At 64.8% G+C, this 25,387-nt stretch carries 34 protein-coding genes and 1 tRNA gene; 12 read left to right on the top strand and 23 right to left on the bottom strand.

All coding sequences use genetic code 11. The features are described 5' to 3' along the window. Window positions 1–36: 36 nt before the first annotated feature. Complete coding sequence (locus AC27VN_RS06255) at window positions 37–804, bottom strand: SDR family oxidoreductase (RefSeq protein ID WP_490875999.1); 768 nt, start codon at window positions 802–804, stop codon at window positions 37–39. Between the two features lie 112 nt (window positions 805–916). Here AC27VN_RS06255 and AC27VN_RS06250 point away from each other — a divergent pair, with 112 nt between their 5' ends. Then, window positions 917–1,855 (top strand): LysR family transcriptional regulator, encoded by a 939-nt coding sequence (locus AC27VN_RS06250; RefSeq protein ID WP_490875998.1) that lies wholly within the window; start codon window positions 917–919, stop codon window positions 1,853–1,855. A 58-nt stretch (window positions 1,856–1,913) separates the two neighbouring features. Further along, entirely contained in the window at window positions 1,914–2,936 is a 1,023-nt protein-coding gene (locus AC27VN_RS06245) for a Bug family tripartite tricarboxylate transporter substrate binding protein (RefSeq protein ID WP_296796410.1), read from the top strand. Window positions 2,937–3,026: 90 nt separating this feature from the next. On the opposite strand, the gene AC27VN_RS06240 is transcribed toward AC27VN_RS06245, so the two are convergent. Together AC27VN_RS06240 and AC27VN_RS06235 are read right to left on the bottom strand one after the other, a co-directional pair. Then, a complete protein-coding gene (locus AC27VN_RS06240) occupies window positions 3,027–3,350 on the bottom strand; it encodes a DUF1840 domain-containing protein (RefSeq protein WP_057593162.1) in 324 nt (107 codons plus the stop codon). Between the two features lie 14 nt (window positions 3,351–3,364). After that, entirely contained in the window at window positions 3,365–4,636 is a 1,272-nt protein-coding gene (locus tag AC27VN_RS06235; protein WP_296780377.1) for an SAM-dependent methyltransferase, read from the bottom strand. A 187-nt stretch (window positions 4,637–4,823) separates the two neighbouring features. Here AC27VN_RS06235 and AC27VN_RS06230 point away from each other — a divergent pair, with 187 nt between their 5' ends. From AC27VN_RS06230 to AC27VN_RS06205, 6 genes are read left to right on the top strand one after another with little or no spacing between them, the layout of a single operon-like run. Next, window positions 4,824–7,172, top strand: coding sequence for a bifunctional salicylyl-CoA 5-hydroxylase/oxidoreductase (locus AC27VN_RS06230; protein ID WP_490875997.1), 2,349 nt, complete (start codon window positions 4,824–4,826; stop codon window positions 7,170–7,172). Window positions 7,173–7,188: 16 nt separating this feature from the next. Continuing rightward, entirely contained in the window at window positions 7,189–7,668 is a 480-nt protein-coding gene (locus AC27VN_RS06225; protein ID WP_093351117.1) for a MarR family winged helix-turn-helix transcriptional regulator, read from the top strand. Continuing rightward, complete coding sequence (locus AC27VN_RS06220; RefSeq protein WP_208507710.1) at window positions 7,665–8,519, top strand: enoyl-CoA hydratase family protein; 855 nt, start codon at window positions 7,665–7,667, stop codon at window positions 8,517–8,519. The genes AC27VN_RS06225 and AC27VN_RS06220 overlap by 4 nt, the downstream gene beginning before the upstream one ends. A 4-nt stretch (window positions 8,520–8,523) precedes the next feature. Then, window positions 8,524–9,714, top strand: a complete 1,191-nt coding sequence (locus tag AC27VN_RS06215) for an acyl-CoA dehydrogenase family protein (RefSeq protein ID WP_490875996.1) — start codon at window positions 8,524–8,526, stop codon at window positions 9,712–9,714. Further along, on the top strand, window positions 9,711–11,363 hold the full coding sequence (locus AC27VN_RS06210) for an AMP-binding protein (RefSeq protein ID WP_490875995.1): 1,653 nt from the start codon (window positions 9,711–9,713) through the stop codon (window positions 11,361–11,363). Before AC27VN_RS06215 ends, AC27VN_RS06210 begins: the two co-directional genes overlap by 4 nt. After that, on the top strand, window positions 11,357–11,755 hold the full coding sequence (locus AC27VN_RS06205) for a RidA family protein (protein WP_093351655.1): 399 nt from the start codon (window positions 11,357–11,359) through the stop codon (window positions 11,753–11,755). Before AC27VN_RS06210 ends, AC27VN_RS06205 begins: the two co-directional genes overlap by 7 nt. A gap of 256 nt (window positions 11,756–12,011) precedes the next feature. On the opposite strand, the gene AC27VN_RS06200 is transcribed toward AC27VN_RS06205, so the two are convergent. Further along, window positions 12,012–12,380 carry a hypothetical protein gene (locus AC27VN_RS06200; RefSeq protein ID WP_296780363.1) on the bottom strand — a complete coding sequence of 123 codons (369 nt, stop codon included), beginning with the start codon at window positions 12,378–12,380 and terminating at the stop codon, window positions 12,012–12,014. A 261-nt stretch (window positions 12,381–12,641) separates the two neighbouring features. On the opposite strand from AC27VN_RS06200, the gene AC27VN_RS06195 reads away from it, so the two are divergent. The 3 genes from AC27VN_RS06195 to AC27VN_RS06185 all read left to right on the top strand — a co-directional run bounded on the left by AC27VN_RS06195 (window position 12,642) and on the right by AC27VN_RS06185 (window position 14,243). Next, window positions 12,642–13,256 (top strand): hypothetical protein, encoded by a 615-nt coding sequence (locus AC27VN_RS06195; protein ID WP_490876000.1) that lies wholly within the window; start codon window positions 12,642–12,644, stop codon window positions 13,254–13,256. Window positions 13,257–13,369: 113 nt separating this feature from the next. Further along, complete coding sequence (locus AC27VN_RS06190; RefSeq protein WP_296780361.1) at window positions 13,370–13,708, top strand: type II toxin-antitoxin system RelE/ParE family toxin; 339 nt, start codon at window positions 13,370–13,372, stop codon at window positions 13,706–13,708. A gap of 214 nt (window positions 13,709–13,922) precedes the next feature. Continuing rightward, window positions 13,923–14,243 carry a helix-turn-helix domain-containing protein gene (locus tag AC27VN_RS06185; protein ID WP_296780357.1) on the top strand — a complete coding sequence of 107 codons (321 nt, stop codon included), beginning with the start codon at window positions 13,923–13,925 and terminating at the stop codon, window positions 14,241–14,243. Between the two features lie 198 nt (window positions 14,244–14,441). Here AC27VN_RS06185 and AC27VN_RS06180 read toward each other — a convergent pair whose 3' ends face one another. Continuing rightward, window positions 14,442–15,188, bottom strand: coding sequence for a hypothetical protein (locus tag AC27VN_RS06180; RefSeq protein ID WP_490875994.1), 747 nt, complete (start codon window positions 15,186–15,188; stop codon window positions 14,442–14,444). Window positions 15,189–15,407: 219 nt separating this feature from the next. On the opposite strand from AC27VN_RS06180, the gene AC27VN_RS06175 reads away from it, so the two are divergent. Further along, window positions 15,408–16,019, top strand: a complete 612-nt coding sequence (locus tag AC27VN_RS06175; protein ID WP_490875993.1) for a recombinase zinc ribbon domain-containing protein — start codon at window positions 15,408–15,410, stop codon at window positions 16,017–16,019. Between the two features lie 180 nt (window positions 16,020–16,199). Here the strand turns inward: AC27VN_RS06175 and AC27VN_RS06170 are convergent. The 18 genes from AC27VN_RS06170 to rplN form a co-directional block, all read right to left on the bottom strand. Further along, window positions 16,200–16,276, bottom strand: a tRNA-Met gene (locus AC27VN_RS06170). Between the two features lie 21 nt (window positions 16,277–16,297). Further along, window positions 16,298–16,699, bottom strand: coding sequence for a 50S ribosomal protein L17 (rplQ, locus tag AC27VN_RS06165; protein WP_296788773.1), 402 nt, complete (start codon window positions 16,697–16,699; stop codon window positions 16,298–16,300). Between the two features lie 87 nt (window positions 16,700–16,786). Then, window positions 16,787–17,776, bottom strand: a complete 990-nt coding sequence (locus AC27VN_RS06160; RefSeq protein WP_009124827.1) for a DNA-directed RNA polymerase subunit alpha — start codon at window positions 17,774–17,776, stop codon at window positions 16,787–16,789. 145 nt (window positions 17,777–17,921) lie between these two features. After that, window positions 17,922–18,545, bottom strand: a complete 624-nt coding sequence (rpsD, locus tag AC27VN_RS06155) for a 30S ribosomal protein S4 (RefSeq protein ID WP_057593153.1) — start codon at window positions 18,543–18,545, stop codon at window positions 17,922–17,924. Between the two features lie 130 nt (window positions 18,546–18,675). Beyond that, on the bottom strand, window positions 18,676–19,080 hold the full coding sequence (rpsK, locus tag AC27VN_RS06150) for a 30S ribosomal protein S11 (RefSeq protein ID WP_009124825.1): 405 nt from the start codon (window positions 19,078–19,080) through the stop codon (window positions 18,676–18,678). A gap of 13 nt (window positions 19,081–19,093) precedes the next feature. Then, a complete protein-coding gene (rpsM, locus tag AC27VN_RS06145) occupies window positions 19,094–19,459 on the bottom strand; it encodes a 30S ribosomal protein S13 (RefSeq protein ID WP_013544105.1) in 366 nt (121 codons plus the stop codon). Between the two features lie 23 nt (window positions 19,460–19,482). Beyond that, window positions 19,483–19,596 carry a 50S ribosomal protein L36 gene (rpmJ, locus tag AC27VN_RS06140; protein WP_038201958.1) on the bottom strand — a complete coding sequence of 38 codons (114 nt, stop codon included), beginning with the start codon at window positions 19,594–19,596 and terminating at the stop codon, window positions 19,483–19,485. A gap of 49 nt (window positions 19,597–19,645) precedes the next feature. After that, complete coding sequence (secY, locus tag AC27VN_RS06135) at window positions 19,646–20,959, bottom strand: preprotein translocase subunit SecY (protein WP_057593152.1); 1,314 nt, start codon at window positions 20,957–20,959, stop codon at window positions 19,646–19,648. 32 nt (window positions 20,960–20,991) lie between these two features. Further along, window positions 20,992–21,423, bottom strand: coding sequence for a 50S ribosomal protein L15 (rplO, locus tag AC27VN_RS06130; protein WP_093351127.1), 432 nt, complete (start codon window positions 21,421–21,423; stop codon window positions 20,992–20,994). 11 nt (window positions 21,424–21,434) lie between these two features. Beyond that, on the bottom strand, window positions 21,435–21,620 hold the full coding sequence (gene rpmD / locus AC27VN_RS06125) for a 50S ribosomal protein L30 (protein WP_009124818.1): 186 nt from the start codon (window positions 21,618–21,620) through the stop codon (window positions 21,435–21,437). A gap of 35 nt (window positions 21,621–21,655) precedes the next feature. After that, the gene (gene rpsE, locus AC27VN_RS06120) at window positions 21,656–22,174 is read right to left on the bottom strand and encodes a 30S ribosomal protein S5 (protein ID WP_093351130.1); all 519 of its coding nucleotides are present in this window, start codon (window positions 22,172–22,174) and stop codon (window positions 21,656–21,658) included. A gap of 18 nt (window positions 22,175–22,192) precedes the next feature. Next, on the bottom strand, window positions 22,193–22,558 hold the full coding sequence (gene rplR / locus AC27VN_RS06115; protein WP_057593190.1) for a 50S ribosomal protein L18: 366 nt from the start codon (window positions 22,556–22,558) through the stop codon (window positions 22,193–22,195). Between the two features lie 14 nt (window positions 22,559–22,572). Continuing rightward, window positions 22,573–23,106, bottom strand: a complete 534-nt coding sequence (gene rplF, locus AC27VN_RS06110) for a 50S ribosomal protein L6 (protein WP_093351132.1) — start codon at window positions 23,104–23,106, stop codon at window positions 22,573–22,575. Window positions 23,107–23,131: 25 nt separating this feature from the next. Next, complete coding sequence (gene rpsH, locus AC27VN_RS06105; protein ID WP_093351135.1) at window positions 23,132–23,527, bottom strand: 30S ribosomal protein S8; 396 nt, start codon at window positions 23,525–23,527, stop codon at window positions 23,132–23,134. A 20-nt stretch (window positions 23,528–23,547) separates the two neighbouring features. Beyond that, complete coding sequence (rpsN, locus tag AC27VN_RS06100; protein ID WP_057593146.1) at window positions 23,548–23,853, bottom strand: 30S ribosomal protein S14; 306 nt, start codon at window positions 23,851–23,853, stop codon at window positions 23,548–23,550. A gap of 8 nt (window positions 23,854–23,861) precedes the next feature. Then, window positions 23,862–24,401, bottom strand: coding sequence for a 50S ribosomal protein L5 (gene rplE / locus AC27VN_RS06095; protein ID WP_093351137.1), 540 nt, complete (start codon window positions 24,399–24,401; stop codon window positions 23,862–23,864). 11 nt (window positions 24,402–24,412) lie between these two features. Further along, the gene (rplX, locus tag AC27VN_RS06090; RefSeq protein WP_057593144.1) at window positions 24,413–24,745 is read right to left on the bottom strand and encodes a 50S ribosomal protein L24; all 333 of its coding nucleotides are present in this window, start codon (window positions 24,743–24,745) and stop codon (window positions 24,413–24,415) included. Between the two features lie 13 nt (window positions 24,746–24,758). Next, the gene (gene rplN / locus AC27VN_RS06085; RefSeq protein ID WP_093351140.1) at window positions 24,759–25,127 is read right to left on the bottom strand and encodes a 50S ribosomal protein L14; all 369 of its coding nucleotides are present in this window, start codon (window positions 25,125–25,127) and stop codon (window positions 24,759–24,761) included. Between the last annotated feature and the right edge of the window lie 260 nt (window positions 25,128–25,387).

Genomic DNA, 25,387 nt, shown 5'->3' with positions numbered 1-25,387 from the left:
ACCGAGGCCGTGCAGCGCGCCGACTGAGGGCCCGGCTCAGGCCGCGAAGCCGCCGTCGATGTTGAGCCCGGCGCCGGTCACGAACGCGGCCTCGGGGCTCGCGAGGTAGGCCACCATGCCCGCGATCTCGTCGGCGTGGCCGTGGCGGTCGAGCGCCATGAAGCTGTGCATGGTCGCGGCCATCGGGCCGTTGGCCGGGTTCATGTCGGTATCGACCGGGCCGGGCTGCACGTTGTTGACCGTGATGCCGCGCGGGCCGAGGTCGCGCGCCAGGCCCTGCACCAGGCCCGTGAGCGCCGACTTGCTCATCGCGTAGATGCTGCCGCCCGCGAAGGGCATGCGCTCGGCGTTGGTGCTGCCGATGTTGACGATGCGCCCGCCGTTGCCCATGTGCGCCAGCGCGGCCTGGATGGCGACGAACACGGCACGCACGTTGACGGCGATGGTGCGGTCGAAATCGGCCAGCGTGAGCTGGTCGACCGGGCCCAGGTGCAGCACGCCGGCGCTGTTGACCAGGATGTCGATGCGGCCGCCGAAGTGGCGCGCGGCCTGGTCGATGCCGGCCTTGAGCGCCTCGGCATCGGCGCTGTCGATCTTCAGCGCGAGCGCGCGGCCGCCCTCGGCCTCGAGGCTGCGCGCGAGTTCCTCGGCGACGGCCTGCGAGCTGCTGTAGCTGAAGGCCACGGCGGCGCCGTCGCGCGCCAGGCGGCGCACGATGGCCGCGCCGATGCCGCGCGAGCCGCCGGTGACGAAGGCGACCTTGCCGGCGAGGACGGGGGTCGGGGAGGTAGTGGTGGAGGTCATGGTTTTTTCCTGGTGAGTGGTGTTGGAAGGCCTCCAGTCTCTGCCTTCGATTGCGTTTGCGGTAGCCATCAATCGGTCCCATCAAATTCAACCATTGGTTGAAAATGGCGCGATGGAACCGCTCAACCATCTCGCTTCCTTCGTGCAGAGCGCCGAGGGCGGCAGCTTCTCGGCCGCCGCGCGCCGCCTCGGGCTCACGCCGGCCGCGGTCAGCAAGAACGTGGCGCGGCTGGAGGCGCGGCTCGGCGTGCGGCTGTTCCAGCGCAGCACGCGCCGGCTCACGCTGACCGAGGGCGGCGAGCGCTTCCTGGCGCAGATCGGCGGCGCGCTCGCCACCCTGCAGGAGGCGGTGGCCGGCATCGACAAGGACGACGGCCAGCCCTCGGGCACGCTCAAGGTCAGCATGGGCCAGGCCTTCGGCCGCACGCACGTGCTGCCGATGATGGGCGACTTCCTCGCGCGCTACCCGGCGATCGTGCCGGACTGGCATTTCGACAACCTGCAGGCCGACCTCGTCGGCGAGGGCTTCGACGCGGCCATCGGCGGCGGCTTCGAGCTGTCGGCCGGGCTGGTGGCGCGCGAGCTGGCGCGCATCCACGTGGTGGCGGTGGCAGCGCCGGCCTACATGGCGCAGCGCCCGATGCCGCGCCATCCGTCGGAGCTGGCGGCGCTCGACGCGCTGGTGCGCCGCTCCTCGCCCACGGGCCGGCTGCGCAGCTGGACGCTGCGGCATGCGCGCGGCGCGGCGAAGGAGGCGGAGGTCACGGTCGAGCTGCCGCGCCCGCGCGCGATCTTCAACGACCCCGAGGCCATCGCGCAGGCCGCGCTGATGGGGCTGGGCGTGGCGATGCTGCCGATGCCCTTCGTGGAACAGGGGCTGCGCGACGGCAGCCTGCTGCGGCTGCTGCCCGAGTGGCACCACGACGCGGGCGCGGTCTGGCTCTACTACCCGAGCAAGAAACTGCTGCCGCCGAAGACGCGGGCCTTTGTCGACTTCGTGCTCGAGCGCTTCCGTGCGGAGCGGTTTGCGCAGCGCATGCAGGTGAGCTGAGCCACGCCCGGGGTTTTCACCCGCGACGGCCGCGGCACGCGCCTGTACAAAGGCGCGCATGACTTCTTCCCCTCTCCACTTCCCGTCCCGGCGCGCGCTGCTCGCCGCCTCGGTCGCCGCCGCCGCAACACTGCTCGCCGCACCCTCGTGGGCACAGGGCACCTGGCCCACCAAGCCGGTGCGCATCGTCGTGCCCTTCGCCGCGGGCGGCACCACCGACATCCTCGCGCGCGCGATCGCGCCCGAGCTCTCGAAGGCCTTCGGCCAGCAGTTCATCGTCGACAACCGCGCGGGCGCGGGCGGCAACCTGGGCGCGGAGATCGTGGCACGCGCGCCGAACGACGGCTACACGCTGCTGATGGGCACGGTGGGCACGCACGGCATCAACCGCGCGCTCTATCCGAAGCTGCCCTTCGATCCGATCAAGGACTTCGCGCCGATCACCATGGTGGCCGCGGTGCCGAACGTGATGGAGATGAACGCCGAGAAGGCGAAGACGCTCGGCATCCACAACGTGCAGGACTTCATCAAGTACAGCAAGGCCAACCCCGGCAAGTTCAACATGGCCTCGAGCGGCAGCGGCACCTCGATCCATCTCGCGGGCGAGTTGTTCAAGAGCATGACGGGCACCTTCATGGCCCACATCCCCTACAAGGGTTCGGGCCCGGCCCTGCTCGACATGGTGGCCGGCAACGCCGACGTGATGTTCGACAACCTGCCCTCGTCGATGGCGCAGATCAAGGCCGGCAAGCTCACGGCGCTGGCCGTGACCAGCGCGCAGCGTTCGCCCGCGCTGCCCGACGTGCCGACGGTGGAAGAGGCCGGCGGCCCGACGCTCAAGGGCTTCGAGGCCAGCTCGTGGTTCGGACTGCTGGCGCCGGCGGGCACCTCGCCCGAGATCGTCAACCGCATCCAGCAGGAAGTCGCCAAGTCGCTCGGCACGGCGGCGATCAAGGAGAAGATGCTGGCGCAGGGCGCGATCCCGAGCGGCAACACACCGGCCGACTTCACGAAGCTCATCGCGAGCGAGCACGTGAAGTGGGCGAAGGTGGTGAAGGAGTCGGGCGCGAAGGTGGACTGAGGGAGTCCCGCCGACTGAAGATTCAGCGCCCGTCCGTCGCGGACTGGCGCCGGACACCGGCCGCCGCGCGGCCGGTTGTCCGACCCGGACTCAGGTGGTCCAGGTCACGTCCTTGTTTTCGGCCAGCGATTCCTTGAGCATGTGCAGCAGCGGCGTGGCGCGCTGGTGCAGCGCCACATGCTGTTTTTCGGCGTCGTGGGTGTGGTCCTCGACCGCGAATTCATCATGGTTGTGGGTGTTGCTTTTCTCGCGTGCGAGCGCGGCCTCGATGGCCGAGATCGCCCCGGGAATCTGCTCGACCGTGATGATTCCTTGCGCCGAAGGCGACTTGCCGACGATGTCGAACAACTGGCGCGCGTGCGTCTCGAGCATCACGAAATCCGACGAGGCCCTGGACTGGAAACGATAGAGCATGGGGGGTGTCCCTTTCACTTGTAGAGATGATCACGCGTGAAAGGGTACACCGATTGCGCACCGCGCAAAGTGCCGTGATCGACCTTGCCGTCGGGCTTGGTCGAGACCATCTGGTACAGGCCGATCCAGCCCTGCTCGAAGCTCATGGCCGAACCCGCGAGGTAGAGCCGGTAGGCGCGCAGGATGCGCTCGGCGTTGGCGTGCTGGCGCTCGCTGCCGCCGTTGCGCAGCACGGCGCGCGCGGTCTCGAGCTGTGCCTCGAGCGCGTCGGACCAGGCCCACAGCGTGCGCGCGTAGTGCGGCCGCAGGCTCTCGACGTCGACGATCTCCAGGCCGGCGGCCGCGGTCTCGCGCAGCACGTGCGTGACGTGCAGCAGCTCGCCGCCCGGGAAGATGTACTTCTCGATGAAGTCGCCCATGCCGTTGCCGAGCTGGCGGTAGTTGAGCTGGCCCGAGGTGATGCCGTGGTTCATCAGCAGGCCGCCGGGTGCCAGCAATGAATGGATCTTGGCGAAGTAGGTCGGCATGTTGGCCGCGCCCACGTGCTCGAACATGCCCACCGAGGAGATCTTGTCGAACGGCCGCTCGGCCGACAGCTCGCGGTAGTCGCGCAGCTCGACGCGCACGCGGCCCGTGAGGCCCTTCTCCTCGATCAGGCGCTGCACGTGCGCATGCTGGTTGCGCGACAGCGTGATGCCGGTGGCGTCGACGCCGTAGTGCTCGGCGGCCCACAGCAGCAGGCCGCCCCAGCCCGAGCCGACGTCGAGGTAGCGCTCGCCGGGCTTGAGCATCAGCTTGCGGCAGATGTGGTCGAGCTTGGCTTCCTGCGCCTGTGCCAGCGTGAGGTCGGGCGTCGCGTAGTAGGCGCACGAGTAGACCCGGCGCGGGTCGAGCCACAGCGCGTAGAAATCGTCGGAGACGTCGTAGTGGAACTCGATCTGGGCGGCGTCCTTGCGCAGCGAGTGCGAGCCGCGCGACTTGGCCAGGTGCTGCAGGCGGCTCCACCATCCGGTGTCGGTCTCGGCCGGGTTGCCGGGCAGCAGCCCGACGGTGGCGTCGATCAGGTCGCGCATCGCGCCCTCGATCTGCACCTTGCCCTCGACGTAGGCCTCGCCGATCGCGCCCACCTGTCGGCCTGCGAGCTTGGCCAGGGCGGACCATTCCGAGAAAGCCAGCGTGACACGCGAACCGGCTGCCGCCACCCGTCGCCCATCGGGCAATTGCAGTGCCACGGGCACGGGAAGCGAAGCCAGCTGCGACTCGATCTTGGGTATCAAGCTTTGCATGGGCCGCATGGTATTGATTTTTCGAGCTTCTTGCATGCGGTTGCATCGGGCGGCCCGGATCGCATCGCGGGGACGCCGGCCGGCGCCAGCGCCGGCGGGCCCGATGTGCTTCGGGAAAATCCGTTTGACACCAGATTGTTTATGTCTAAACTATTCAACCATGAACAGCATCGCCCACGCCCCGTCCATGGACCTCCAACGCATCCTGTGCATCGGCGGCGGGCCCGCCGGCCTGTACTTCGCGCTGCTGATGAAGGCACGCAACCCGGCCCTGCAGATCACGGTGGTGGAGCGCAACCGGCCCTTCGACACCTTCGGCTGGGGCGTGGTGCTCAGCGACCAGACGCTCGCGAACCTGCGCGCGGCCGACGCCGAATCCGCCGCGCTGATCGGCGACGACTTCCACCACTGGGACGACATCCAGGTCTTCTTCAAGGGCCGCCAGGTGCGTTCGGGCGGCCACGGCTTCTGCGGCATCGGCCGCAAGCGGCTGCTCAACATCCTGCAGGAGCGCTGCCTCGCGCTCGGCGTCGAGCTGGTGTTCGAGACCGACGTGACCGACGACCAGGCGCTGGCCGCGAAGTACGAGGCCGACCTGGTGATCGCGAGCGACGGCCTCAACAGCCGCATCCGCCAGCGCTATGCCGACGTGTTCCAGCCCGACATCGACCTGCGCCAGTGCCGCTTCGTCTGGCTCGGCACTCACCAGACCTTCGATGCCTTCACCTTCGCCTTCGAACAGACCGAGCACGGCTGGTTCCAGGCCCACGCCTACCAGTTCGACAAGGACACCTCGACCTTCATCGTCGAGACGCCCGAGGCCGTGTGGCAGGCCCACGGCCTCGACAAGATGGAGCAGCCCGAGGCGATCGCCTTCTGCGAGAAGCTGTTCGCGAAGTACCTCGGCGGCCACACGCTGATCAGCAACGCCACGCACCTGCGCGGCTCGGCCAACTGGATCCGCTTCCCGCGCGTGGTGTGCGAGCACTGGACGCACCGCGTCGACATCGGCGGCCGCTCGGTGCCCGTGGTGTTGATGGGCGACGCCGCGCACACGGCGCACTTCTCGATCGGCTCGGGCACCAAGCTCGCGCTCGAAGACGCGATCGACCTGGCCAACGAATTCGCGGCCGGCGGCAGCACCGACCAGGTGCTCGAGCAGTACGAGGCGCGCCGCAGCGTCGAGGTGCTCAAGATCCAGAACGCCGCGCGCAACTCCACCGAATGGTTCGAGAACGTGCCGCGCTACACCGGCATGGAGATCGAGCAGTTCGCCTATTCGCTGCTCACGCGCTCGCAACGCATCAGCCACGAGAACCTGCGGCTGCGCGACACGAAGTGGCTCGGCGGCTACGAGCAGTGGCTGGCCGGCGGCAAGGCCGTCGCGCCGATGCTGATGCCGCTCAAGGTGCGCGGCCTCGAACTCAAGAACCGCATCCTGGTGTCGCCGATGGCGACCTACAGCGCGGTCGACGGCGTGCCGCAGGACTTCCTGCTGGTGCACCTGGGCGCGCGCGCGCTCGGCGGCGCGGCGATGGTGTTCGTCGAGATGACCAGCCCCACGCCCGAAGGCCGCATCACGCCCGGCTGCACCGGCCTCTACAACGACGAGCAGCAGGCCGCATTCAAGCGCATCGTCGACTTCGTGCACATGCAGTCGAGCGCGAAGATCGCGATGCAGCTCGGCCACAGCGGTCCCAAGGGCTCGACGCAGGTGGGCTGGGAAGGCACCGACGAGCCGCTGCCCAGCGGCAACTGGCCGCTGCTGGCCGCCAGCGCGCTGCCCTACGGCGAGCAGAACCAGCTGCCGGCCGCGATCACGCGCGCCGAGATGGACACGCTGCGCGATCAGTTCGTGGCATCGACCCGGCGCACGGCCGAGGCCGGCTTCGACTGGCTCGAGCTGCACTGCGCGCACGGCTACCTGCTGTCGGCCTTCATCAGCCCGCTGACCAACCTGCGCGAGGACGAATACGGCGGCAGCCTCGAGAACCGCTGCCGCTATCCGCTCGAGGTGTTCCGCGCGATGCGCGCCGCCTGGCCGGCGGACAAGCCGATGAGCGTGCGCATCTCGGCCCACGACTGGGCACCGGGCGGCAACACCGATGCCGACGCGGTGGCGATCGCGCGCTTCTTCAAGGACGCGGGCGCCGACTTCATCGACGTCTCCTCGGGCCAGACCACGCGCGCCGCCAAGCCGGTCTACGGCCGCATGTACCAGACGCCGTTCGCCGACCGCATCCGCAACGAGGTCGGTATCTCGACCATCGCCGTGGGCGCGATCACCGAGGCCGACCAGGCCAACAGCATCATCGCGGCCGGCCGCGCCGACCTCTGCGCGATCGCGCGGCCGCACCTGGCCGACCCGGCCTGGACGCTGCACGAGGCGGCCAAGCTGCAGAGCCGCGCCGTCGACTGGCCGAAGCAGTACCTGAGCGGGCGCGACCAGATGTACCGCGAGATCGCCAAGCAGCAGCAGATAGCGGCCGCCGCCAATGCGGCGATGGCCACGGCGCAGAGCGAAGAGACGCACTGAACGACGGCGGCAACCCATGGACCTCGAAGCCCGCGCCCACGCCGAGCATCCCGAAGCGCTGCGGCTGTGGCTGCGCCTTCTGACCTGCACGCAGCTGATCGAGAAGGAAGTGCGCAACGGGCTGCGCGCGCAGTTCACCACCACGCTGCCGCGCTTCGACCTGATGTCGCAGCTCGAGCGCTCGCCCGAGGGGCTGAAGATGAACGAGCTGTCGCGCCGGATGATGGTGACCGGCGGCAACGTGACCGGCATCACCGACCAGCTCGTGACCGAGGGCCTGGTCGAGCGCGTCGACGTCGAGGGCGATCGCCGCGCCTGGCGCGTGCGGCTCACGCCGCGCGGCCGCAAGCTGTTCCACGAGATGGCGCAGCAGCACGAGGACTGGATCGTCGGGGCCTTCGCGGGCCTCACGGGCAAGGAGATCGCGCAGCTCCACAAGCTGCTCGGCAAGGTCAAGCAACACTCACAGAGCCAGACACTGGCGGAGGCCGAATGAAGCATTACATCGGTGCGGGCAATCCCATGCACGCGCAATTCGAAGCGAAGGCGGCCTATGCCGCGAAGCACTTCGCCTGGCACTACGACAACGGCGTGGGCACCATCACGCTGAACCGCCCCGAGCGCAAGAACCCGCTGACCTTCGACTCGTACGCCGAGCTGCGCGACCTGTTCCGCGCGCTCAACTACGCGAGCGACGTGAAGGTGATCGTGGTCACGGGCGCGGGCGGCAACTTCTGCTCGGGCGGCGACGTGCACGAGATCATCGGCCCGCTGACCGGCATGCGCATGCCCGAGCTGCTCGAGTTCACGCGCATGACGGGCGACCTGGTGAAGGCGATCCGCGCCTGCCCGCAGCCGATCGTCGGCGCCATCGACGGCGTGTGCGCCGGCGCCGGCGCGATGATCGCGCTGGCCTGCGACCTGCGCTACGGCTCGCCCGCCACGCGCACCGCCTTCCTGTTCACGCGCGTCGGCCTGGCCGGCGCGGACATGGGCGCCTGCGCGCTGCTGCCGCGCGTGATCGGCCAGGGCCGCGCTTCCGAGCTGCTGTTCACGGGCCGCGCGATGACCGCGCAGGAAGGCCATGCCTGGGGCTTCTTCAACGCGCTGCACGAGAGCGACGCGCTGCTCGAGGCCGCAACCAGGATGGCGCGCGAGCTGGCCGAGGGCCCGAGCTTCGCGCACGGCATGACCAAGACCATGCTGGCGCAAGAATGGTCGATGACCATCGACCAGGCGATCGAGGCCGAGGCGCAGGCGCAGGCGATCTGCATGCAGACCGAGGACTTCCGCCGCGCCTACGAGGCCTTCGCGGCCAAGCGCAAGCCGGTGTTCGGCGGGGACTGAGGCCATGGCGAAGATCCCGGCTCCTCCTTCCACCGCGCACCTGGCGCTGCCCTTTTTCGACGAGGCGCACCGCGCGCTCGCGAGCGACCTGCTGCCCTGGTGCGCCGCGCAGGAGGTCGACGAGCGCGACGACCGCGCGGCCTGCCGCGAATGGGTGCGCCGCCTCGGCGACGGCGGCTGGCTGCGCTACGCGGTGCCCGGCAGCGCCGGCGGCGCGCTCGAGCGCCTCGATTCGCGCGCGCTGGTGCTGCTGCGCGAAACCCTCGGCTACCACTCGCCGCTGGCCGACTTCGCGTTCGCGATGCAGGGCCTGGGCAGCGGCGCGATCACGCTCGCGGGCACGCCCGAGCAGCAGTCGCGCTACCTCGGCGCGGTCGGCAAGGGCGAGAAGATCGCGGCCTTCGCGCTGAGCGAGCCCGAGGCCGGCTCGGACGTGGCTGCCATGGCCATGCGCGCCGAACCCACGGCCGACGGCTGGCGCCTCAATGGCAGCAAGACCTGGATCAGCAACGGCGGCATCGCCGACTTCTACTGCGTGTTCGCGAAGACCGATCCAGCGGGCGGCACGCGCGGCATCACGGTGTTCATCGTCGATGCGACCACGCCCGGCCTCGACACCTCCGAGCACATCGACGTGATGGCACCGCATCCGCTGGCCACCTTGCGCTTCGACGACTGCGTGGTGCCGCGCGACGCCCAGCTCGGCGATCTCAACGGCGGCTTCAAGCTCGCGATGCGCACGCTCGACATCTTCCGCGCCTCGGTGGCCGGTGCCGCGCTCGGCATGGGCCGGCGCGCGCTGGCCGAGGCGATCTCGCATGCGAAGAACCGCCGCATGTTCGGCCAGACGCTGGCCGACTTCCAGCTCACGCAGGCCAAGCTCGGCGAGATGGCGGCGCTGATCGACGGCGCGGCGCTGCTGACCTACCGTGCGGCCTGGATGCGCGACGAGGCCGAGCAGCGCGGCGGCGCGCCGGTGGGCGATGTGTCGGCCGCGGCCGCGATGGCCAAGATGGCCGCGACCGAGAACGCCAGCCGCGTCATCGACATGGCGCTGCAGATGCATGGCGGCCTCGGCGTCAAGGTCGGCACCAAGATCGAGGCCCTCTACCGCGACATCCGTTCGCTGCGCATCTACGAGGGCGCGACGGAAGTGCAGCAACTGATCATCGGCAAATCCGTACTGCGGGGATGAACACCGTGACCGCTCCATCCGCCCAAGTCGACCGCTTCGTGCACGACCGGCTGCCGCCGGCGGCGCAGCTGCCGGTCTTCCGCTACGACCGGCCCGAACTGCAACTGCCCGACCAGCTCAACCTGGTCGAGGAGCTGCTCGACAAGGCCCCCGCCAAGGGCTTCGGCGACCGGCCGCTGCTGCGCTCGCCGCAAGGCACGCTCAGCTATTCGCAGGCCGCCATCCAGGTCAACCGCATCGCGCAGGTGCTGACCGAGGACCTGGGCCTGGTGCCCGGCAACCGCGTGCTGCTGCGCGGCGGCAACTCGGTGGCCATGGCGCTGGCCTGGCTCGCGGTGGTGAAGGCCGGACTGATCGCCGTCGCGACCATGCCGCTGCTGCGCGCCAAGGAGCTCGGCGACATCATCGAGAAGTCGCAGCCGGTGGCCGCGCTGTGCGACGGCCGGCTGCTCGACGAGCTGGTGGCCGCGCAGCAGGCGCACCCGGTGCTCGCCGACATCATCGCCTTCAACCAGCCCGACGCGCCCGATTCGCTGTCGGCCCGCGCGGCCGCCAAAAGCGGCATCTTCGAGGCCTGCCCCACGGCGGCCGACGACATCGCGCTGCTGGCCTTCACCTCGGGCACCACGGGCAAGCCGAAGGCGCCCGTGACCACGCACCGCGACGTGCTCGCCATGTGCGAGACCTGGCCGCGCCACGTGCTGCAGGCGCGGCCCGACGACGTGGTGGTAGGCTCGCCGCCGCTGGCCTTCACCTTCGGGCTCGGCGGGCTGCTGGTGTTCCCGATGTACGCGGGCGCCTCGATCTACTTCCCCGACGCGCCCTTCACGCCCGAAGGCCTGGTCAAGCTGATCAACGAGGTCGGCGCGACCATCTGCTACACCGCCCCGACCTTCTACCGCCAGATGGCGCCGTTCGTGAAGCAGCACGGCGCGCCCACGCTGCGCATCAGCGTGAGCGCGGGCGAGGCCCTGCCCGATGCCACGCGCCAGCTCTGGAAGGAGGCCACCGGCCTCGAGATGCTCGACGGCATCGGCGGCACCGAGGTGTTCCACATCTACATCTCGGCCGCGGGCGACGAGGTGCGCCGCGGCGCCGTCGGCAAGGCCGTGCCGGGCTTCGTCGCCAAGGTGGTCGATGCCGAGGGCAACGAGGTGCCGCGCGGCACGGTCGGCAAGCTGGCGCTGCAGGGCCCGGTGGGCTGCCGCTACCTCGACGACGCGCGGCAGGCCGACTACGTGAAGAACGGCTGGAACTACCCGGGCGACTCCTTCGTCCAGGACGACGACGGCTATTTCTTCTACCAGGCGCGCGCCGACGACATGATCATCACTGCCGGCTACAACGTCGGCGGCCCCGAGGTCGAGGACGCGCTGCTCAAGCATCCGGCCGTGGCCGAGTGCGGCGTGATCGGCAAGCCCGATGCCGACCGCGGCATGATCGTCAAGGCCTTCTGCGTGCTGAAGCCCGGACAGACCGGCGATGCCGGCCTCGTGAAGGCGCTGCAGGACCACGTGAAGGCCACGATCGCGCCGTTCAAGTACCCGCGCGAGATCGAGTTCGTGTCCGTGCTGCCACGCACCGAAACCGGCAAGCTGCAACGCTTCAAACTGAGACAAACCGAAGACAACAGGTCCACCACATCATGATCAAACTCTTGCAGCCTCCGGGCTGGTTGCCCCCCAAGGGCTATGCGAATGGCGTCGCGGCGCGCGGCACCATGGTGTTCGTCGGCGGACAGATCGGCTGGAATGCCCAGCAGCAGTTCGAGTCGGACGATTTCATCGACCAGTGCGGCCTGGCGCTGCGCAACATCGTCGAGGTGCTGCGCGAGGCCGGTGCCGGTCCCGAGCACATGGTGCGCATGACCTGGTACGTGGTCGACCGCGACGAGTACAGCCGCCGGCTCGCCGAGCTCGGCCCGGTGTACCGCGATGCGATGGGCCGCAACTTCCCGGCCATGACCTGCGTGCAGGTCGCAGCGCTGGTGGAGCCGCGCGCGAAGATCGAGATCGAGGTCACGGCGGTCGTGCCGGACTGAAGGAAGAAGCACTGCCTCCAGCAGCGACAAAGCCCTCTCGCGAGGGCTTTTCTTTTGGGTGCGCGCTTCGCGTTGTTGCAAAGCGCTTGCGAATTCGCAGCGAGCAAAGAAAAAGGGTCTTTCGTTTCCGAAAGACCCTTATCAATTTGGTTGCGCGAGGGGGGATTTGGACAAGAGAGACTTGTCTAGATCGTCAACACCAGCAAGCCACGGCGTTGAAGACGGCCCTCCCGAGAATTGTCGAGTTGCCGACGGGCTACTTCGCCTTCGTCTTGACGTACGGCGAGGCGACCACCTCTGTGATGTCGTTGTTGAAGTGACTAAAAATCGTCTCCAACATGTGGCCGTGGTAGTAGGAGTAGATGTATTCCGCGTTCTTGGGTGCCGGCGCCGGGAAGGTGACGCGGAATCGAACCTCGTGAATGTCGGCCTTGTCGTCGTCGACCACCGAGGCCTCAAGAAACGCCAAGTCCTTTTGATCGGCCGAAGTATGGGTGTACTTGTCCTTGTGGGCACCAGACGCTACCTTGCGCCAGGTGTCGATCTTGGGACTGATTTTTTGGGCGATGGCGTCATCGAATTTCTTGAGAAGCGCCTTCGGATCCTTGGTCTTAATTCTCAGCATGTGAACCTTCCACGATTTGAAAAGAATGGGCTACAGGGCGAGCTGTGCCGCGACACATCTCGAATCAAATGTGGCGACAAGCGAACGGACCGCAAGCCATCTCGCACCGTTCGCGTGAAAAATTCGAAGGCAGTATTCGAAACCTCATGAATCGGCATAAGACGGGCAGGAAATCGTAAAAACCCGTAATAACAAAATGCCATTGCGGCCAGGGGCCGCCCAGCGGCCGGGACGCCGTAGACCGAGTCCGATGCGTCATTCCTGCGCCGACTCGCGCAGACCTACGACTGCATCTGCACCGTTAAGAGTGGAAAGCTGCTCTTCAGCCCCGCGCGCACGCCGAGCGGCAAGCAGCTGCCGCCGGTCACGATCGTCCGCGTCGACGGCGACCAACACCGATGGAGCCGCGCCGATCGCGATTCGTACAGCGGCGTGCGCGCCATGTACACCAACATCAAGACGGGAAACCGCAGCGCGGTCGTGGCCGGCATCAGCGGGCGCGCCAAGGAACTGCGCACGACCTTCGCGAGCCGAGAGGATGCGCTCGCCGCCGCACGAGCCGAATGGCTGCGCATTCAACCTGGCATCTTCGCTTTCGAAGTCACGCTCGCCTATGGCCGCGCGGATCTCACGCCACAGCGGCCCGTGCGCGTCGCCGGCTACAAGCCGCAGATCGACGCGACGCCATGGATCATCACCTGCGTGCGACACACGCTTGACGGCGGCGGCTACGTCAGCCAGCTCACGCTGGAGACCGAACAGGCCGAGGGGTCGAGGGACACGACGGTGCAACCAGCGAGGAATGACTGGCATCGGTACGCAGATCTGATGTCTTCGTTCGCCAGCCACGATGCCACATGCACGCGGCTTTCGTAGGCTTGACTCGTCTATATCCGTTCTGATATATTTCACTTGCCGTCGGTTAGGACGGTCTTTAACCACTACTGGAGTAACACCATGGACACCGCATTTTTTAGAAAGACTTCAAGATGGAAGAAAATGATGAGCCACCCAAGCCGCTGAAATTTGTTGGCCGATCTCTTGACGAGATTAAAGGTTTTCCAAGCGATGTAAGGCAGGACGCGGGTTTCAATTTAGATCTGATACAGAATGGCAAAAACCCTTCTGACTGGAAACCGTTGAAGGGCGTGGGGCGCGGCGTACGGGAAATACGGCTTTGGGACGATAGCGGCACATATCGGGTGATATACGTGGCCAACTTGAAAGACGCAGTTTATGTACTGGGTGCTTTCAAGAAGACTACACAGAAAACAGAAAACGTTCATCTGGATTTGGTTAAAACCAGATTCAAGCAGATAGATGAATGACGAGCTAGGAGGCCCAATTGGGCCTCCTTTACTCTCATAGAGTGGTCAATCCATTTGGTTGATTTTGGTCTTTTGACCTTCACTTGCAGAGCATCAAGTCCTACCAGAGGATTTCATCTCGAACTTTACATACAGAGAACTCAATCTTTCGATTGAGCAAACACTCTGAACTTACTTTAAATAATCAGTCTTCACCTCAAAAGGAAGACTCGCCATGAACACCAAGGAAAAACAAAAGCTTGCGGAAGAGAATGTGCAAGTTTTTTCAAATGTCTGGGATGCGCTCTCGGACACAACTGCTGAAGCCGAAAACATGAAAGTTAGATCGGCTTTGATGATGGGCATTCGATCCTATATAAATTCTCGGGATCTCACTCAAGCTGAGGCAGCAAAGTTTTGCCAAATTACTCAGCCTCGTATGAATGACCTGCTCAATGGGAAGATTTCGAAGTTCTCCCTTGACGCTCTCATCAATATCGCAACGGCCGCTGGCCTGCGCGTAGATTTGCACGTTCGAGAACCAGAGCCAGCTTGAACTGCTGGCTTTGCTGTGAGGACGCAGGGCTGTCCCGGAACGGTCCTGCGGCTAGCGTGCCCTATTCCTCGGCCCAGCAAATGACGGGCCTGCATTGCCCCTCCCCCGAATGGCAAGCTCGGTTACTCCACCTCGAGGAGTTGGCCCTCGCACCTCCATACCCAGCGGCTAAGTACCGCGAGCGCCAGCACTAAGTTACTACCCGTTGGCCCTCTTCGGTTGCGCGAGCGCATCAAGAACGCTGCGCGCGGCTGCGCGACCTTTTTCATCGGCCGCCCCGTAGTTATCCAAGAGCGCCGCCTCCTCGCGAGTTATAGCGCGCATCTCGGTCCCGTGCTTCATCACATCGAGAGCACTACCATCGCTGGAAACATGCGTGGTGTCTTCAGAGAGGGGAGGTCGACTTTGCGCGTGAGCCCGGAACCACTCTGCGAACTGTGACGGCTCGAAGGTCTCTGACGTGCCGACGTGCACGATGGGCCCCTGAAGCCTTGTAACGCCGACTTCTGCCAAGTCGCCTGTCTCTTCCCAATGGCCAACAAGCCATTGATCGGGCCATCTCGCACCGGTGATCCGCTCGACACGAAGAAGACGTTTCTCCGCGGAGGAGCCGGGACCGTTTGAACAACGCACCAAGAAAACTGCTCCAGGCTCGAAAGGGCCGGGAACACGAAAAACTCTCCGCCATAGAACTTCGCGGATCGAGTTCCCATGCTCTTCGACAGAGTCGAGATCATTCTCGAAGTCACTCAAAACAATGCCAAAGGCGCCGCGATGGAGCCTCTCCATGATTTGCTCTAACCGGTCAACCCCAGGGTCGGATGTTGCAGCTGTCCAGCTATTTGGCAGAAGAGCGAAGTCTGCCTCGACCTTGACACCAATCGCGGACTTCAACTCTTCGGGTGCCGTCAGCCATCGAACGCCAGACGCTTGTGTTCGTTGCATTGGTTCTTTGAACTCGGGGAGTTCAGCGAGCTGATGGGATACCCAACCCGTGACGGGGCCATCAACGCTTTGCCACCCACGCCCTCGCCAACCTAAAGGGTCAGGCCGGACCGCACTAGACACGGGCAACGGAGAAGGCGTGCGCCTGCCCAATAGCAGGAAGCTGACATCAACGCCCAGAGTCGCAACACGCTCCAAGTAGACGGCATCGGGCGAACGATGACCGTTTTCGTAGTTCGACTGCGAATTCAGGCTGAATCGCCGAATCTGCGCATCATCGACCAGGCCCTGTGGGATCAGACGCGGCCGATCGAACTCAAGCGCAGCAATTCGACGCGGGCCGCCCCATGGCACGCTGTTCGGTGGCCTGCTGCGCTGCGCTGCGACGCGTGCGGCGGTCCCATCACGGCGATCAACGGAAGCCGATACGGCTGCAGCGCGCACAAAGACAAGGGACCGACCGCATGCAGCAGCTCGGCGACTTGGCGCCGGACCGACGTCGACCAGCGCCTGCTGGCAGAGCTGCGCGAGGATCTGCTCAGTCCCGAAGCACTGGCCGAGGTTCAGACAACCGTCAAGCGCCTGCTGGCCGAGCTGGATGGCGGGCAAGAGCGTGCACAGGCGGCCGCTCGCCGGCGCGGCGTTGAGCTCGACCGCGAGATACAGCGCATCGTGGATGCCATCGTCGCGTTGGCGCAAGCGAGGCACTGGCGGCGCGCCTTCGCGATGCGGAGCTGGAGCGGAAGACTTTGCAGGCCACGCTGGAACAGGCGCCCGCGCCGCTGGCCAGCGCCGGCGAGATCGCTGCGCGCTACCGGCAGTTGGTCATGAACCTGAAGGAGACACTGAGCGGCGATGCGACTACGGTGTCGCAGGCCAGGCCCGTCATCGCGGGCCTACTTGGTTCGGTCACGCTGCTGCGTGACGCGGACACCTGCGAGAGCTGGGCCCGAATGAAAAATCCCGCCGAACAACTGCTTGTAGCAGCCGCTGGCGGGACGTCTCTAATAATGGTTGCGCGAGCAAGATTTGAACTTGCGACCTTTGGGTTATGAGCCCAACGAGCTACCAGGCTGCTCCATCGCGCGGCAAGAGATAAATTATAGCACTTATTCGGCGGCGGTCTGGTCGGTGCCAGAAACTTCGCTCACTTCAGGGCGATCGACGAGTTCGACCAGCGCCATCGGCGCGTTGTCGCCCACGCGGAAACCCATCTTCAGGATGCGGGTGTAGCCACCGGGACGCGCGGCGAAGCGCGGGCCCAGTTCGCCGAACAGCTTGACGACGGAGTCGCGGCTGCGCAGGCGGTCGAAGGCCAGGCGCTTGTTGGCGACGGTGGGCTTCTTGGCGAGCGTGATCATCGGCTCGATGACGCGGCGCAGTTCCTTGGCCTTGGGGACCGTGGTCTTGATGACTTCGTGCTCGATGAGCGAATTCATCATGTTCTGCAGCATCGCGAGGCGGTGCGAGCTGGTTCGGTTGAGTTTGCGGAGTCCGTGTCCGTGACGCATGGTGCTTTCCTTTGCTTTTTGAAGAACGGGCAGCCGTGTCAGGTACTGCCCGGTGCACTGGCCCTTTTCAGAGGGCCGTTAAAAAAATCAACGCTTGTCGAGGCCGGCCGGCGGCCAGCTTTCGAGCTTCATACCCAGGGTCAGGCCGCGCGAGGCGAGCACTTCCTTGATTTCGTTGAGCGACTTGCGACCCAGGTTCGGGGTCTTGAGCAGCTCGTTCTCGGTACGCTGGATCAGGTCGCCGATGTAGTAGATGTTTTCGGCCTTCAGGCAGTTGGCCGAACGCACGGTGAGCTCGAGCTCGTCGACCGGGCGCAGCAGGATCGGGTCGAACTGCTGTGCGCTGCGCGGTGCCGGAGCATCGAACGCAGCCAGTTCGCCACCTTCGAGCTGCGCGAACACGGCGAGCTGCTCGACCAGGATCTTGGCCGAGGCGCGGACGGCGTCTTCGGCGGTGATCGCGCCGTTGGTCTCGATTTCGACCAGCAGCTTGTCGAGGTCGGTGCGCTGCTCGACGCGGGCGCTTTCGACGGTGTAGCTCACGCGCTTCACGGGCGAGAACGAAGCATCGAGAACGATGCGGCCGATCGACTTGGTCGGCTCGTCGGCATAGCGGCGCATCGTGCCGGGCACGTAGCCGCGGCCCTTCTCGACCTTGATCTGCATGTCGAGCTTGCCGCCTTGCGACAGGTGAGCGATCACGTGGTCGGGATTGATGATCTCGACGTCGTGCGGGGTCTGGATGTCCGAGGCCAGGACCGGGCCTTCGCCGTCCTTGCGCAGGCTCAGCGTGACTTCATCGCGGTTGTGGAGCTTGAACACCACGCCCTTGAGGTTCAGCAGGATGTTGACGACGTCTTCCTGCACGCCATCGATCGACGAGTACTCGTGCAGAACGCCGGCGATCGTGACTTCGGTGGCCGAATAACCGACCATGGACGACAGCAGCACGCGACGCAGCGCGTTGCCGAGCGTGTGGCCGTAGCCGCGCTCGAAAGGCTCGAGCGTCACCTTGGCCTTGTTGGCCGCGAGTTGCTCGACCTGGATGGTCTTGGGTTTCAGCAGGGTGGTTTGCATGCAGACTTCCTCTCAATACCCCCGGCTCGTTACACCGGTAAGGCTGGTGAAGCGCCTGGCCCGCAGCGCGAGTGCGGCACGAACCAGGAACGTGAACAACAAAAACAGGACTCCCGCCGCCGCTTGCGCGGTGCGGGAGTGGAAATCAACGCGAATACAGTTCGACGATCAGCGATTCGTTGATGTCCGCAGCGAACTCGTCGCGATCCGGGACCTTCTTGAAGGTGCCTTCGGCCTTGTCGGCGTTGACGTCGACCCAGCCGGGGATACCGACTTGCTGGGCGAGTTGCAGTGCTTCGACGACGCGGTTCTGCTTCTTCGACTTCTCGCGCACGGCGATCACGTCGCCGGTCTTCACCAGGTACGACGGGATGTTGACCGACTGGCCGTTCACCGTGATCGCCTTGTGCGACACGAGCTGGCGCGCTTCGGCGCGGGTCGAGCCGAAGCCCATGCGGTAGACGACGTTGTCCAGGCGCGACTCGAGCAGGAACAGCAGGTTGGCGCCGGTGTTGCCACGGCGGCGATCGGCTTCTTCGAAGTAGCGGCGGAACTGCTTCTCGAGCACGCCGTACATGCGCTTGACCTTCTGCTTCTCACGCAGCTGCAGACCGTAGTCCGAGGTGCGCTGACCCGAGGTACGACCGTGCTGGCCGGGCTTGGAGTCGAACTTGGCCTTGTCCTGGATCGAGCGGCGGGCGCTCTTCAGGAACAGGTCGGTGCCTTCGCGGCGGGAAAGTTTGGCCTTGGGGCCGAGGTAGCGTGCCACGTCTTTTCCTTTGTTTGCTGCCGCAGTCGCCTGCGGGAGCCATCGACAACAGAGTGCCGATGGCGGTGGGCTTAGTTAAAAAACAAATGCGCAGCCGCTTTGAAACGGCTGCGCCTGAGGGGGCTGACGCTCAGATGCGACGACGCTTCTGGGGACGGCAGCCGTTGTGCGGAACGGGCGTCACGTCGGCAATGGAATTGATCCGGATGCCGAGCGCAGCCAGTGCGCGCACCGACGATTCGCGACCGGGGCCGGGGCCCTTGATCTCGACGTCGAGGTTCTTGATGCCTTGTTCGACAGCAGCACGACCGGCCACTTCGGAAGCGACCTGCGCGGCGAACGGGGTCGACTTGCGCGAGCCCTTGAAGCCCTGGCCACCCGACGAAGCCCACGACAGGGCGTTGCCCTGGCGATCGGTGATCGTGATGATGGTGTTGTTGAACGAGGCGTGCACGTGAGCGATGCCGTCCGCAACGTTCTTGCGAACCTTCTTGCGAACGCGCTGTGCGGCGTTGTTGGCAGGAGCTTTAGCCATGCTGTTTCAATCCTTACTTCTTCAGGGACTGCGCAGCCTTGCGCGGACCCTTGCGGGTGCGGGCATTGGTGCGCGTGCGCTGGCCGCGCATCGGCAGGCCGCGACGATGACGGAAGCCGCGGTAGCAGCCGATGTCCATCAAGCGCTTGATGTTCATCGTCGTCTCGCGGCGCAGGTCGCCTTCGATCGTGAACAAGGCGATCTGGTCGCGGATCTTTTCGAGATCGGCGTCCGTCAGATCCTTGATCTTCTTCGAATATTCGATGCCGCTCGCTTCGCAGATTTGACGGGCGCGGGTGCGACCGATACCGAAGATGGCGGTCAGGCCGATCTCAGCGTGCTTGTGCGGCGGAATGTTGATGCCAGCAATACGTGCCATGTGCGTCCTCTAATACTCTTTGATCAACCCTGGCGCTGCTTGTGGCGCGGGTCGGTACAGATCACGCGCACCACACCCTTGCGGCGGATGATCTTGCAATTACGGCAGATGGTTTTGACCGAAGCCGAAACTCTCATTTCATTCTCCTAAAACTCTGTTCAACCCGGCGGGCCAGTGCCCTGTGCCTTACGAAGTCTTGAAATTGGCCTTCTTCAGCAGCGACTCGTACTGCTGGGACATCATGTAGTTTTGGACCTGGGCCATGAAGTCCATCGTGACGACCACGATGATCAACAGGGAGGTACCGCCGAAATAGAACGGAACGTTGTATTTCAGGATCAGGAACTCGGGCAGCAGGCAGACGAAGGTGATGTACACCGCGCCGGCCAACGTCAGGCGAACCAGAATCTTGTCGATGTAGCGCGCCGTCTGGTCACCCGGGCGGATGCCCGGAATGAACGCACCGCTCTTCTTCAGGTTGTCGGCGGTCTCGCGGCTGTTGAACACGAGGGCCGTATAGAAGAAGCAGAAGAACACGATCGCGGCGGCATACAGCAGCACGTAGATCGGCTCGCCCGGGCGCAGCGCGCTGGCCACATCCTTGATCCAGCGGAACCCGCCTTCGCCGGTGCTGAACCAGCCCACCACCGTCGCCGGCAGCAGAATGATCGAGGACGCGAAGATCGGCGGAATCACACCGGCCATGTTCAGCTTCAGCGGCAGGTGCGACGACTGACCGCCATACACCTTGTTGCCGACCTGGCGCCGCGCATAGTTCACGAGGATCTTGCGTTGGCCGCGTTCGACGAACACCACGAAGTAGGTGACCAGCACCACCACCGCGACGATGAACAGCGCGATGATCACGTTCATGGCGCCGGTACGAACCAGCTCCAGCAGACCGCCGATGGCGTTCGGCAGGCCGGCGGCGATACCCGCGAAGATCAGGATCGAGATGCCGTTGCCCAGGCCGCGTTCGGTGATCTGCTCGCCGAGCCACATCAGGAACATCGAACCTGCCGTCAGGCTCACCATGGCGGTGATCCGGAAGCCGAAGCCGGGCGAGATCACCAGGCCAGCCGACGACTCGAGCGCCACTGCGATGCTGAACGACTGGAACAGCGCCAGACCCAGTGCACCGTAACGGGTGTACTGCGTGATCTTGCGGCGACCGGCCTCGCCTTCCTTCTTCAATTGCTCGAAGCTCGGAAGCACGTAGGTCATCAGCTGCATGATGATCGACGCCGAGATGTACGGCATGATCCCCAGCGCAAACACCGTGAAACGCGACAGCGCGCCACCCGAGAACATGTTGAACAGGCTCAGGATGCCGCCCTGCTGCCCCTGGAACAACGCCGCGAGCTGGTCGGGGTTGATGCCGGGCACGGGAATGTGCGCGCCGATCCGGTAGACCACGAGCGCGAGCAGCAAGAAGACCAGCCGGCGACGCAGGTCACCGAACTTGCCCGTCTTTGCGATCGTTGCCGCGTTAGTTGCCACGAGGAGCTTCTTTCAGTCCGAAGGTCTGTCGATCAGGCGACGCTGCCGCCGGCCGCTTCGATCGCGGCCTTGGCACCAGCGGTGGCACCGACGCCCGTCAGCTTGACGGCCTTGGTGAGTTCGCCGGTCTTGATGATCTTCACCACCTTGGCGAGCTGGCCCACGAGGCCGGCTTGCTTCAGGGCGAGCACATCGACTTCGGCCAGGCCGAGCTGCTCGAGAGCAGCCAGCGTGACTTCGGCGTTGAACTTGAGCGTCTGCGACTTGAAGCCACGCTTCGGCAGGCGACGCTGCAGCGGCATTTGACCGCCTTCGAAGCCGACCTTGTGGAAACCGCCTGCGCGCGACTTCTGGCCCTTGTGACCGCGACCCGCGGTCTTGCCGATGCCGGAGCCGATACCGCGGCCAACGCGGCGCTTGGCGTGCTTGGCGCCATCCGCCGGCTTGATGCCATTGAGTTCCATATCAGTCTCTCTTACAGAACTTTGACCAGATAACTGATCTTGTTGATCATGCCGCGCACCGCGGGGGTGTCCTGCAGTTCGCTCACGCTGTTGAGCTTGCGCAGGCCCAGGCCACGAACGGTGGCACGGTGCGATTCCTTGGTGCCGATCGGGCTCTTGACCAATTGCACCTTCAGGGTTTGTTGTTGCGTCGTCATTTGAATGCTTCCTTCAGCCTTGCAAGAGCTCGCGCTCAGGCGAAGATTTCTTCGACGGTCAGGCCGCGCTTGGCAGCCACTGCGGACGCGGTCGTCGAATTCTTCAACCCGTCGAGCGTGGCGCGAACCATGTTGTAGGGATTCGACGAACCATGGCTCTTGGCCACGATGTCGGTGATGCCCAAGACTTCGAACACGGCGCGCATCGGGCCGCCGGCGATGATGCCGGTACCCTTGGGGGCCGGGTACATCACGACCGTGGAGGCGCCGTGGTGGCCCTGCACCTGGTGGTGCAGCGTGCCGTTCTTGATCGGGGCCTTGAACAGATTGCGACGGGCTTCTTCCATCGCCTTCTGCACGGCAGCGGGCACTTCCTTCGACTTGCCCTTGCCCATGCCGACGCGGCCATCGCCGTCACCGACCACGGTGAGTGCTGCGAAACCGAGGATACGACCGCCCTTCACCACCTTGGTGACGCGGTTGATCGCGATCATCTTCTCGCGCAGACCGTCCTCGGGGCCTTCGTTCTGCGTTCTTGCCTGAATCTTTGCCATTTTGAATCTCGTGTCCGGTTAGAACTGCAGGCCGGCTTCGCGGGCGGCATCGGCCAGCGCCTTGACGCGGCCGTGGTACGCAAAACCTGCGCGGTCGAAGGCAACCTTCTCGACGCCGGCGGCCTTCGCCTTTTCGGCGATGCGCTTGCCGATGGCGGTGGCTGCAGCGGTGTTGCCACCCTTGCCCGAGCCGCCGAGCGCGGTGCGCACTTCGGCTTCGGCGGTGGAGGCCGTGGCCAGCACCTTCGAGCCGTCGCCGGAGATGACGGTCGCGTAGATGTGCAGGTTGGTACGGTTCACCGTGAGGCGAGCCACACCCTGCGTCGCGATGCGGATGCGGGTCTGGCGCGAACGGCGGAGACGCTGTGCTTTTTTGGTCAACATCATTTTGCTGCCCCTTACTTCTTCTTGGTCTCTTTGATCACGATCTTCTCGTCCGCATAACGGATACCCTTGCCCTTGTAGGGCTCGGGCGGACGAACGGCACGGATCTCAGCGGCCACTTGGCCGACGCGCTGGCGGTCGGCACCCTTGATCACGATTTCGGTCGGGGTCGCGGTGGCCACCGTGATGCCTTGCGGCATGTCGATGTTGACCGGGTGCGAGTAACCGACTTGCAGGTTCAACTTGGAACCTTGGGCGGCGGCCTTGTAGCCCACGCCAACCAGGTTGAGCTTCTTCTCGAAGCCCTTGGTCACGCCGACCACCATGTTGTTCACGAGCTGACGAATCGTGCCGCTCATCGCGTTGGCTTCACGCGAATCGTTGGCCGGCTCGAAGCTCAGCTTGCCGTCCTTGCTGACGACGTTGACCAGTGCGTTGCGCGCGAGGCTGAGCGAACCGCCCGTGCCCTTGACGCTGATCTGGTCTTCCTTGATCGACACATCCACGCCTTGGGGGATGGCGACCGGCGATTTTCCTACTCGGGACATTTCAGTGTTCTCCTCGATGTCTCGGTCAGGCGACGTAGCACAGCACTTCGCCACCGACACCGGAGGCGCGTGCCTTGCGGTCGGTCATCACGCCCTGGGGGGTCGTGACGATCGCAACGCCGAGGCCGTTCTGGACTTGCGGAATGGCAGTGCTGGACTTGTAGACGCGCAGGCCGGGGCGGCTCACGCGCTCGATGCGCTCGATGACCGGGCGACCAGCGTAGTACTTCAGCGAAATTTCGAGTTCGCTCTTGCCGGCTTCGGTCTTGACCTGGAAGCCGTCGATGTAGCCCTCGTCCTTCAGGACCTGCGCGATCGCGATCTTCACCTTGGAAGACGGGACCGACACAGTGGGCTTCGCCACCATCTGCGCGTTGCGGATACGCGTCAGCAGGTCGGCAATGGGATCACTCATGCTCATGTTGTTTGCTCCTGCCTGGCTTACCAGCTGGCCTTGATGACACCGGGGATGTCACCGTTGAAGGCCAGTTCGCGGATCTTGGCGCGGGCCAGACCGAATTGACGGAAGGTGCCGCGCGGACGACCGGTGATTTCGCAACGGTTGCGTTGACGCGTGGGGTTCGCGTTGCGCGGGAGCTTTTGCAGTGCCAGGCGGGCGGCTGCGCGCTCTTCTTCGGTCTTCTTGAGGTCGTTCGAGGCGGCCTTCAGTTCGGCGTGCTTGGCGGCGAACTTGGCAACCAGCTTGTCGCGCTTGAGTTCGCGCTGGATCAAAGATGCTTTAGCCACGAATCACCTCAGTTCTTGAACGGGAAACGGAAGCCGGCGAGCAGCGCCTTGGCTTCTTCATCGGTCTTGGCCGTGGTCGTGATGCTGATGTTCAGACCACGCAGGGCGTCGACCTTGTCGTACTCGATCTCGGGGAAAATGATCTGCTCTTTCACACCGATGTTGTAGTTGCCGCGACCGTCGAAGGCACGACCCGAGATACCGCGGAAGTCGCGAACGCGGGGCAGAGCCACCGTCACGAAGCGGTCCAGGAATTCGTACATCTGGACGCCGCGCAGCGTGACCATGCAGCCGATGGGTTGGTTCTCGCGGATCTTGAAACCGGCGATGGCCTTCTTCGACTTGGTGACCACGGGCTTCTGGCCGGCGATCTTGGTCAGGTCGGCGACGGCGTTGTCGAGGACCTTCTTGTCGGCGACAGCTTCACCCACGCCCATGTTGAGCGTGATCTTGGTGAGGCGCGGGACCTGCATCGGCGAGACATAACCGAACTTCTCGGTCAGGTCCTTGGCGATCTTTTCGCGATAGTGTTGTTGGAGACGTGCCATCTGAGTACCTCTTAGGCGATCTTGATTTCTTCGCCGCTGGACTTGAAGACACGCACTGCGACGCGCTTGCCTTCGGCATCCTGGCTCACCTTGATGCCCACGCGATCGGCCTTGCCGGTCGCGGCATTGAAGATCGCCACGTTGGATTGGTGAATCGGCATGGCCTTCTCGACGATGCCACCGGTCGTGCCCTTGAGCGGGTTCGGCTTGGTGTGCTTCTTGACGAGGTTGATGCCTTCGACGAGCACGTGCGAGTCGTCCTTGCGCAGCGTCACGACGCCGCGCTTGCCCTTGTCGCGGCCGGCCAACACGATGACCTGGTCGCCTTTGCGAATCTTGTTCATGGCGTTGTTGTCCTTAGAGAACTTCGGGTGCCAGCGACACGATCTTCATGAACTTCTCGGTGCGCAGTTCGCGCGTCACCGGTCCGAAGATGCGGGTGCCGATCGGCTCCAGCTTGGCGTTGAGCAGCACGGCGGCATTGCCGTCGAACTTGACGAGCGAACCGTCGCTGCGACGGATGCCCTTGGCGGTGCGCACGACCACTGCGCTGTAGATCTCGCCCTTCTTGACGCGACCACGCGGAGCGGCTTCCTTGATGCTGACCTTGATGACGTCGCCCACGCTGGCATAACGCCGCTTGGAGCCACCGAGCACCTTGATACACAGGACGGACTTCGCGCCTGTGTTGTCGGCCACTTCGAGCCGGGATTCAGTTTGGATCATTTCTTGATATTCCCAACTTGTACCAATGCGCGGCCCGGAGGGATTCGCGTGTCTCGCATCGGTCAGTCTTGGGCCCGCCGTCCGCGCCTCGAACCACTCGAAGCGCTTCCCGTTTGGGCTGAAATCTTCGCCTTTTTGAAGCGAAGCCCGCGATTGTGGCACCCGCCCGCTTCGATGTCAACTGCCTTCTTTGCGCCGCCCGCCAAGACACTAGACTCTGGCCCCGTGCGCCCTCCTGCCCCCACCCCCTCGTTCTCGAC

This window comes from Variovorax sp. 20P10.2.4 (assembly GCF_058244205.1).
The sequence above is the reverse complement of the archived record's forward strand: the minus strand, read 5'-3'. Positions and strand labels throughout refer to the sequence as shown.

Excerpts from the sequence above, each read along its gene's own strand:
- rpsK (WP_009124825.1), bottom strand. The coding sequence starts at position 19,080 with ATGGCTAAAGCTCCTGCCAACAACGCCGCACAGCGCGTTCGCAAGAAG.
- rplF (WP_093351132.1), bottom strand. The coding sequence starts at position 23,106 with ATGTCCCGAGTAGGAAAATCGCCGGTCGCCATCCCCCAAGGCGTGGAT.
- AC27VN_RS06245 (WP_296796410.1), top strand. The coding sequence starts at position 1,914 with ATGACTTCTTCCCCTCTCCACTTCCCGTCCCGGCGCGCGCTGCTCGCC.
- AC27VN_RS06235 (WP_296780377.1), bottom strand. The coding sequence starts at position 4,636 with ATGCAAAGCTTGATACCCAAGATCGAGTCGCAGCTGGCTTCGCTTCCC.
- rpsH (WP_093351135.1), bottom strand. The coding sequence starts at position 23,527 with ATGAGCATGAGTGATCCCATTGCCGACCTGCTGACGCGTATCCGCAAC.
- rpmD (WP_009124818.1), bottom strand. The coding sequence starts at position 21,620 with ATGACGACGCAACAACAAACCCTGAAGGTGCAATTGGTCAAGAGCCCG.
- rpmJ (WP_038201958.1), bottom strand. The coding sequence starts at position 19,596 with ATGAGAGTTTCGGCTTCGGTCAAAACCATCTGCCGTAATTGCAAGATC.
- rplO (WP_093351127.1), bottom strand. The coding sequence starts at position 21,423 with ATGGAACTCAATGGCATCAAGCCGGCGGATGGCGCCAAGCACGCCAAG.
- rpsE (WP_093351130.1), bottom strand. The coding sequence starts at position 22,174 with ATGGCAAAGATTCAGGCAAGAACGCAGAACGAAGGCCCCGAGGACGGT.
- AC27VN_RS06250 (WP_490875998.1), top strand. The coding sequence starts at position 917 with ATGGAACCGCTCAACCATCTCGCTTCCTTCGTGCAGAGCGCCGAGGGC.
- rplX (WP_057593144.1), bottom strand. The coding sequence starts at position 24,745 with ATGAACAAGATTCGCAAAGGCGACCAGGTCATCGTGTTGGCCGGCCGC.
- rplR (WP_057593190.1), bottom strand. The coding sequence starts at position 22,558 with ATGTTGACCAAAAAAGCACAGCGTCTCCGCCGTTCGCGCCAGACCCGC.
- AC27VN_RS06230 (WP_490875997.1), top strand. The coding sequence starts at position 4,824 with ATGGACCTCCAACGCATCCTGTGCATCGGCGGCGGGCCCGCCGGCCTG.
- AC27VN_RS06255 (WP_490875999.1), bottom strand. The coding sequence starts at position 804 with ATGACCTCCACCACTACCTCCCCGACCCCCGTCCTCGCCGGCAAGGTC.
- AC27VN_RS06225 (WP_093351117.1), top strand. The coding sequence starts at position 7,189 with ATGGACCTCGAAGCCCGCGCCCACGCCGAGCATCCCGAAGCGCTGCGG.
- rplQ (WP_296788773.1), bottom strand. The coding sequence starts at position 16,699 with ATGCGTCACGGACACGGACTCCGCAAACTCAACCGAACCAGCTCGCAC.
- AC27VN_RS06240 (WP_057593162.1), bottom strand. The coding sequence starts at position 3,350 with ATGCTCTATCGTTTCCAGTCCAGGGCCTCGTCGGATTTCGTGATGCTC.
- AC27VN_RS06175 (WP_490875993.1), top strand. The coding sequence starts at position 15,408 with ATGACCGTTTTCGTAGTTCGACTGCGAATTCAGGCTGAATCGCCGAAT.
- AC27VN_RS06160 (WP_009124827.1), bottom strand. The coding sequence starts at position 17,776 with ATGCAAACCACCCTGCTGAAACCCAAGACCATCCAGGTCGAGCAACTC.
- AC27VN_RS06210 (WP_490875995.1), top strand. The coding sequence starts at position 9,711 with ATGAACACCGTGACCGCTCCATCCGCCCAAGTCGACCGCTTCGTGCAC.
- AC27VN_RS06180 (WP_490875994.1), bottom strand. The coding sequence starts at position 15,188 with ATGCAACGAACACAAGCGTCTGGCGTTCGATGGCTGACGGCACCCGAA.
- AC27VN_RS06190 (WP_296780361.1), top strand. The coding sequence starts at position 13,370 with ATGGAAGAAAATGATGAGCCACCCAAGCCGCTGAAATTTGTTGGCCGA.
- AC27VN_RS06215 (WP_490875996.1), top strand. The coding sequence starts at position 8,524 with ATGGCGAAGATCCCGGCTCCTCCTTCCACCGCGCACCTGGCGCTGCCC.
- AC27VN_RS06200 (WP_296780363.1), bottom strand. The coding sequence starts at position 12,380 with ATGCTGAGAATTAAGACCAAGGATCCGAAGGCGCTTCTCAAGAAATTC.
- AC27VN_RS06220 (WP_208507710.1), top strand. The coding sequence starts at position 7,665 with ATGAAGCATTACATCGGTGCGGGCAATCCCATGCACGCGCAATTCGAA.
- rpsM (WP_013544105.1), bottom strand. The coding sequence starts at position 19,459 with ATGGCACGTATTGCTGGCATCAACATTCCGCCGCACAAGCACGCTGAG.
- rplE (WP_093351137.1), bottom strand. The coding sequence starts at position 24,401 with ATGGCACGTCTCCAACAACACTATCGCGAAAAGATCGCCAAGGACCTG.
- AC27VN_RS06185 (WP_296780357.1), top strand. The coding sequence starts at position 13,923 with ATGAACACCAAGGAAAAACAAAAGCTTGCGGAAGAGAATGTGCAAGTT.
- rplN (WP_093351140.1), bottom strand. The coding sequence starts at position 25,127 with ATGATCCAAACTGAATCCCGGCTCGAAGTGGCCGACAACACAGGCGCG.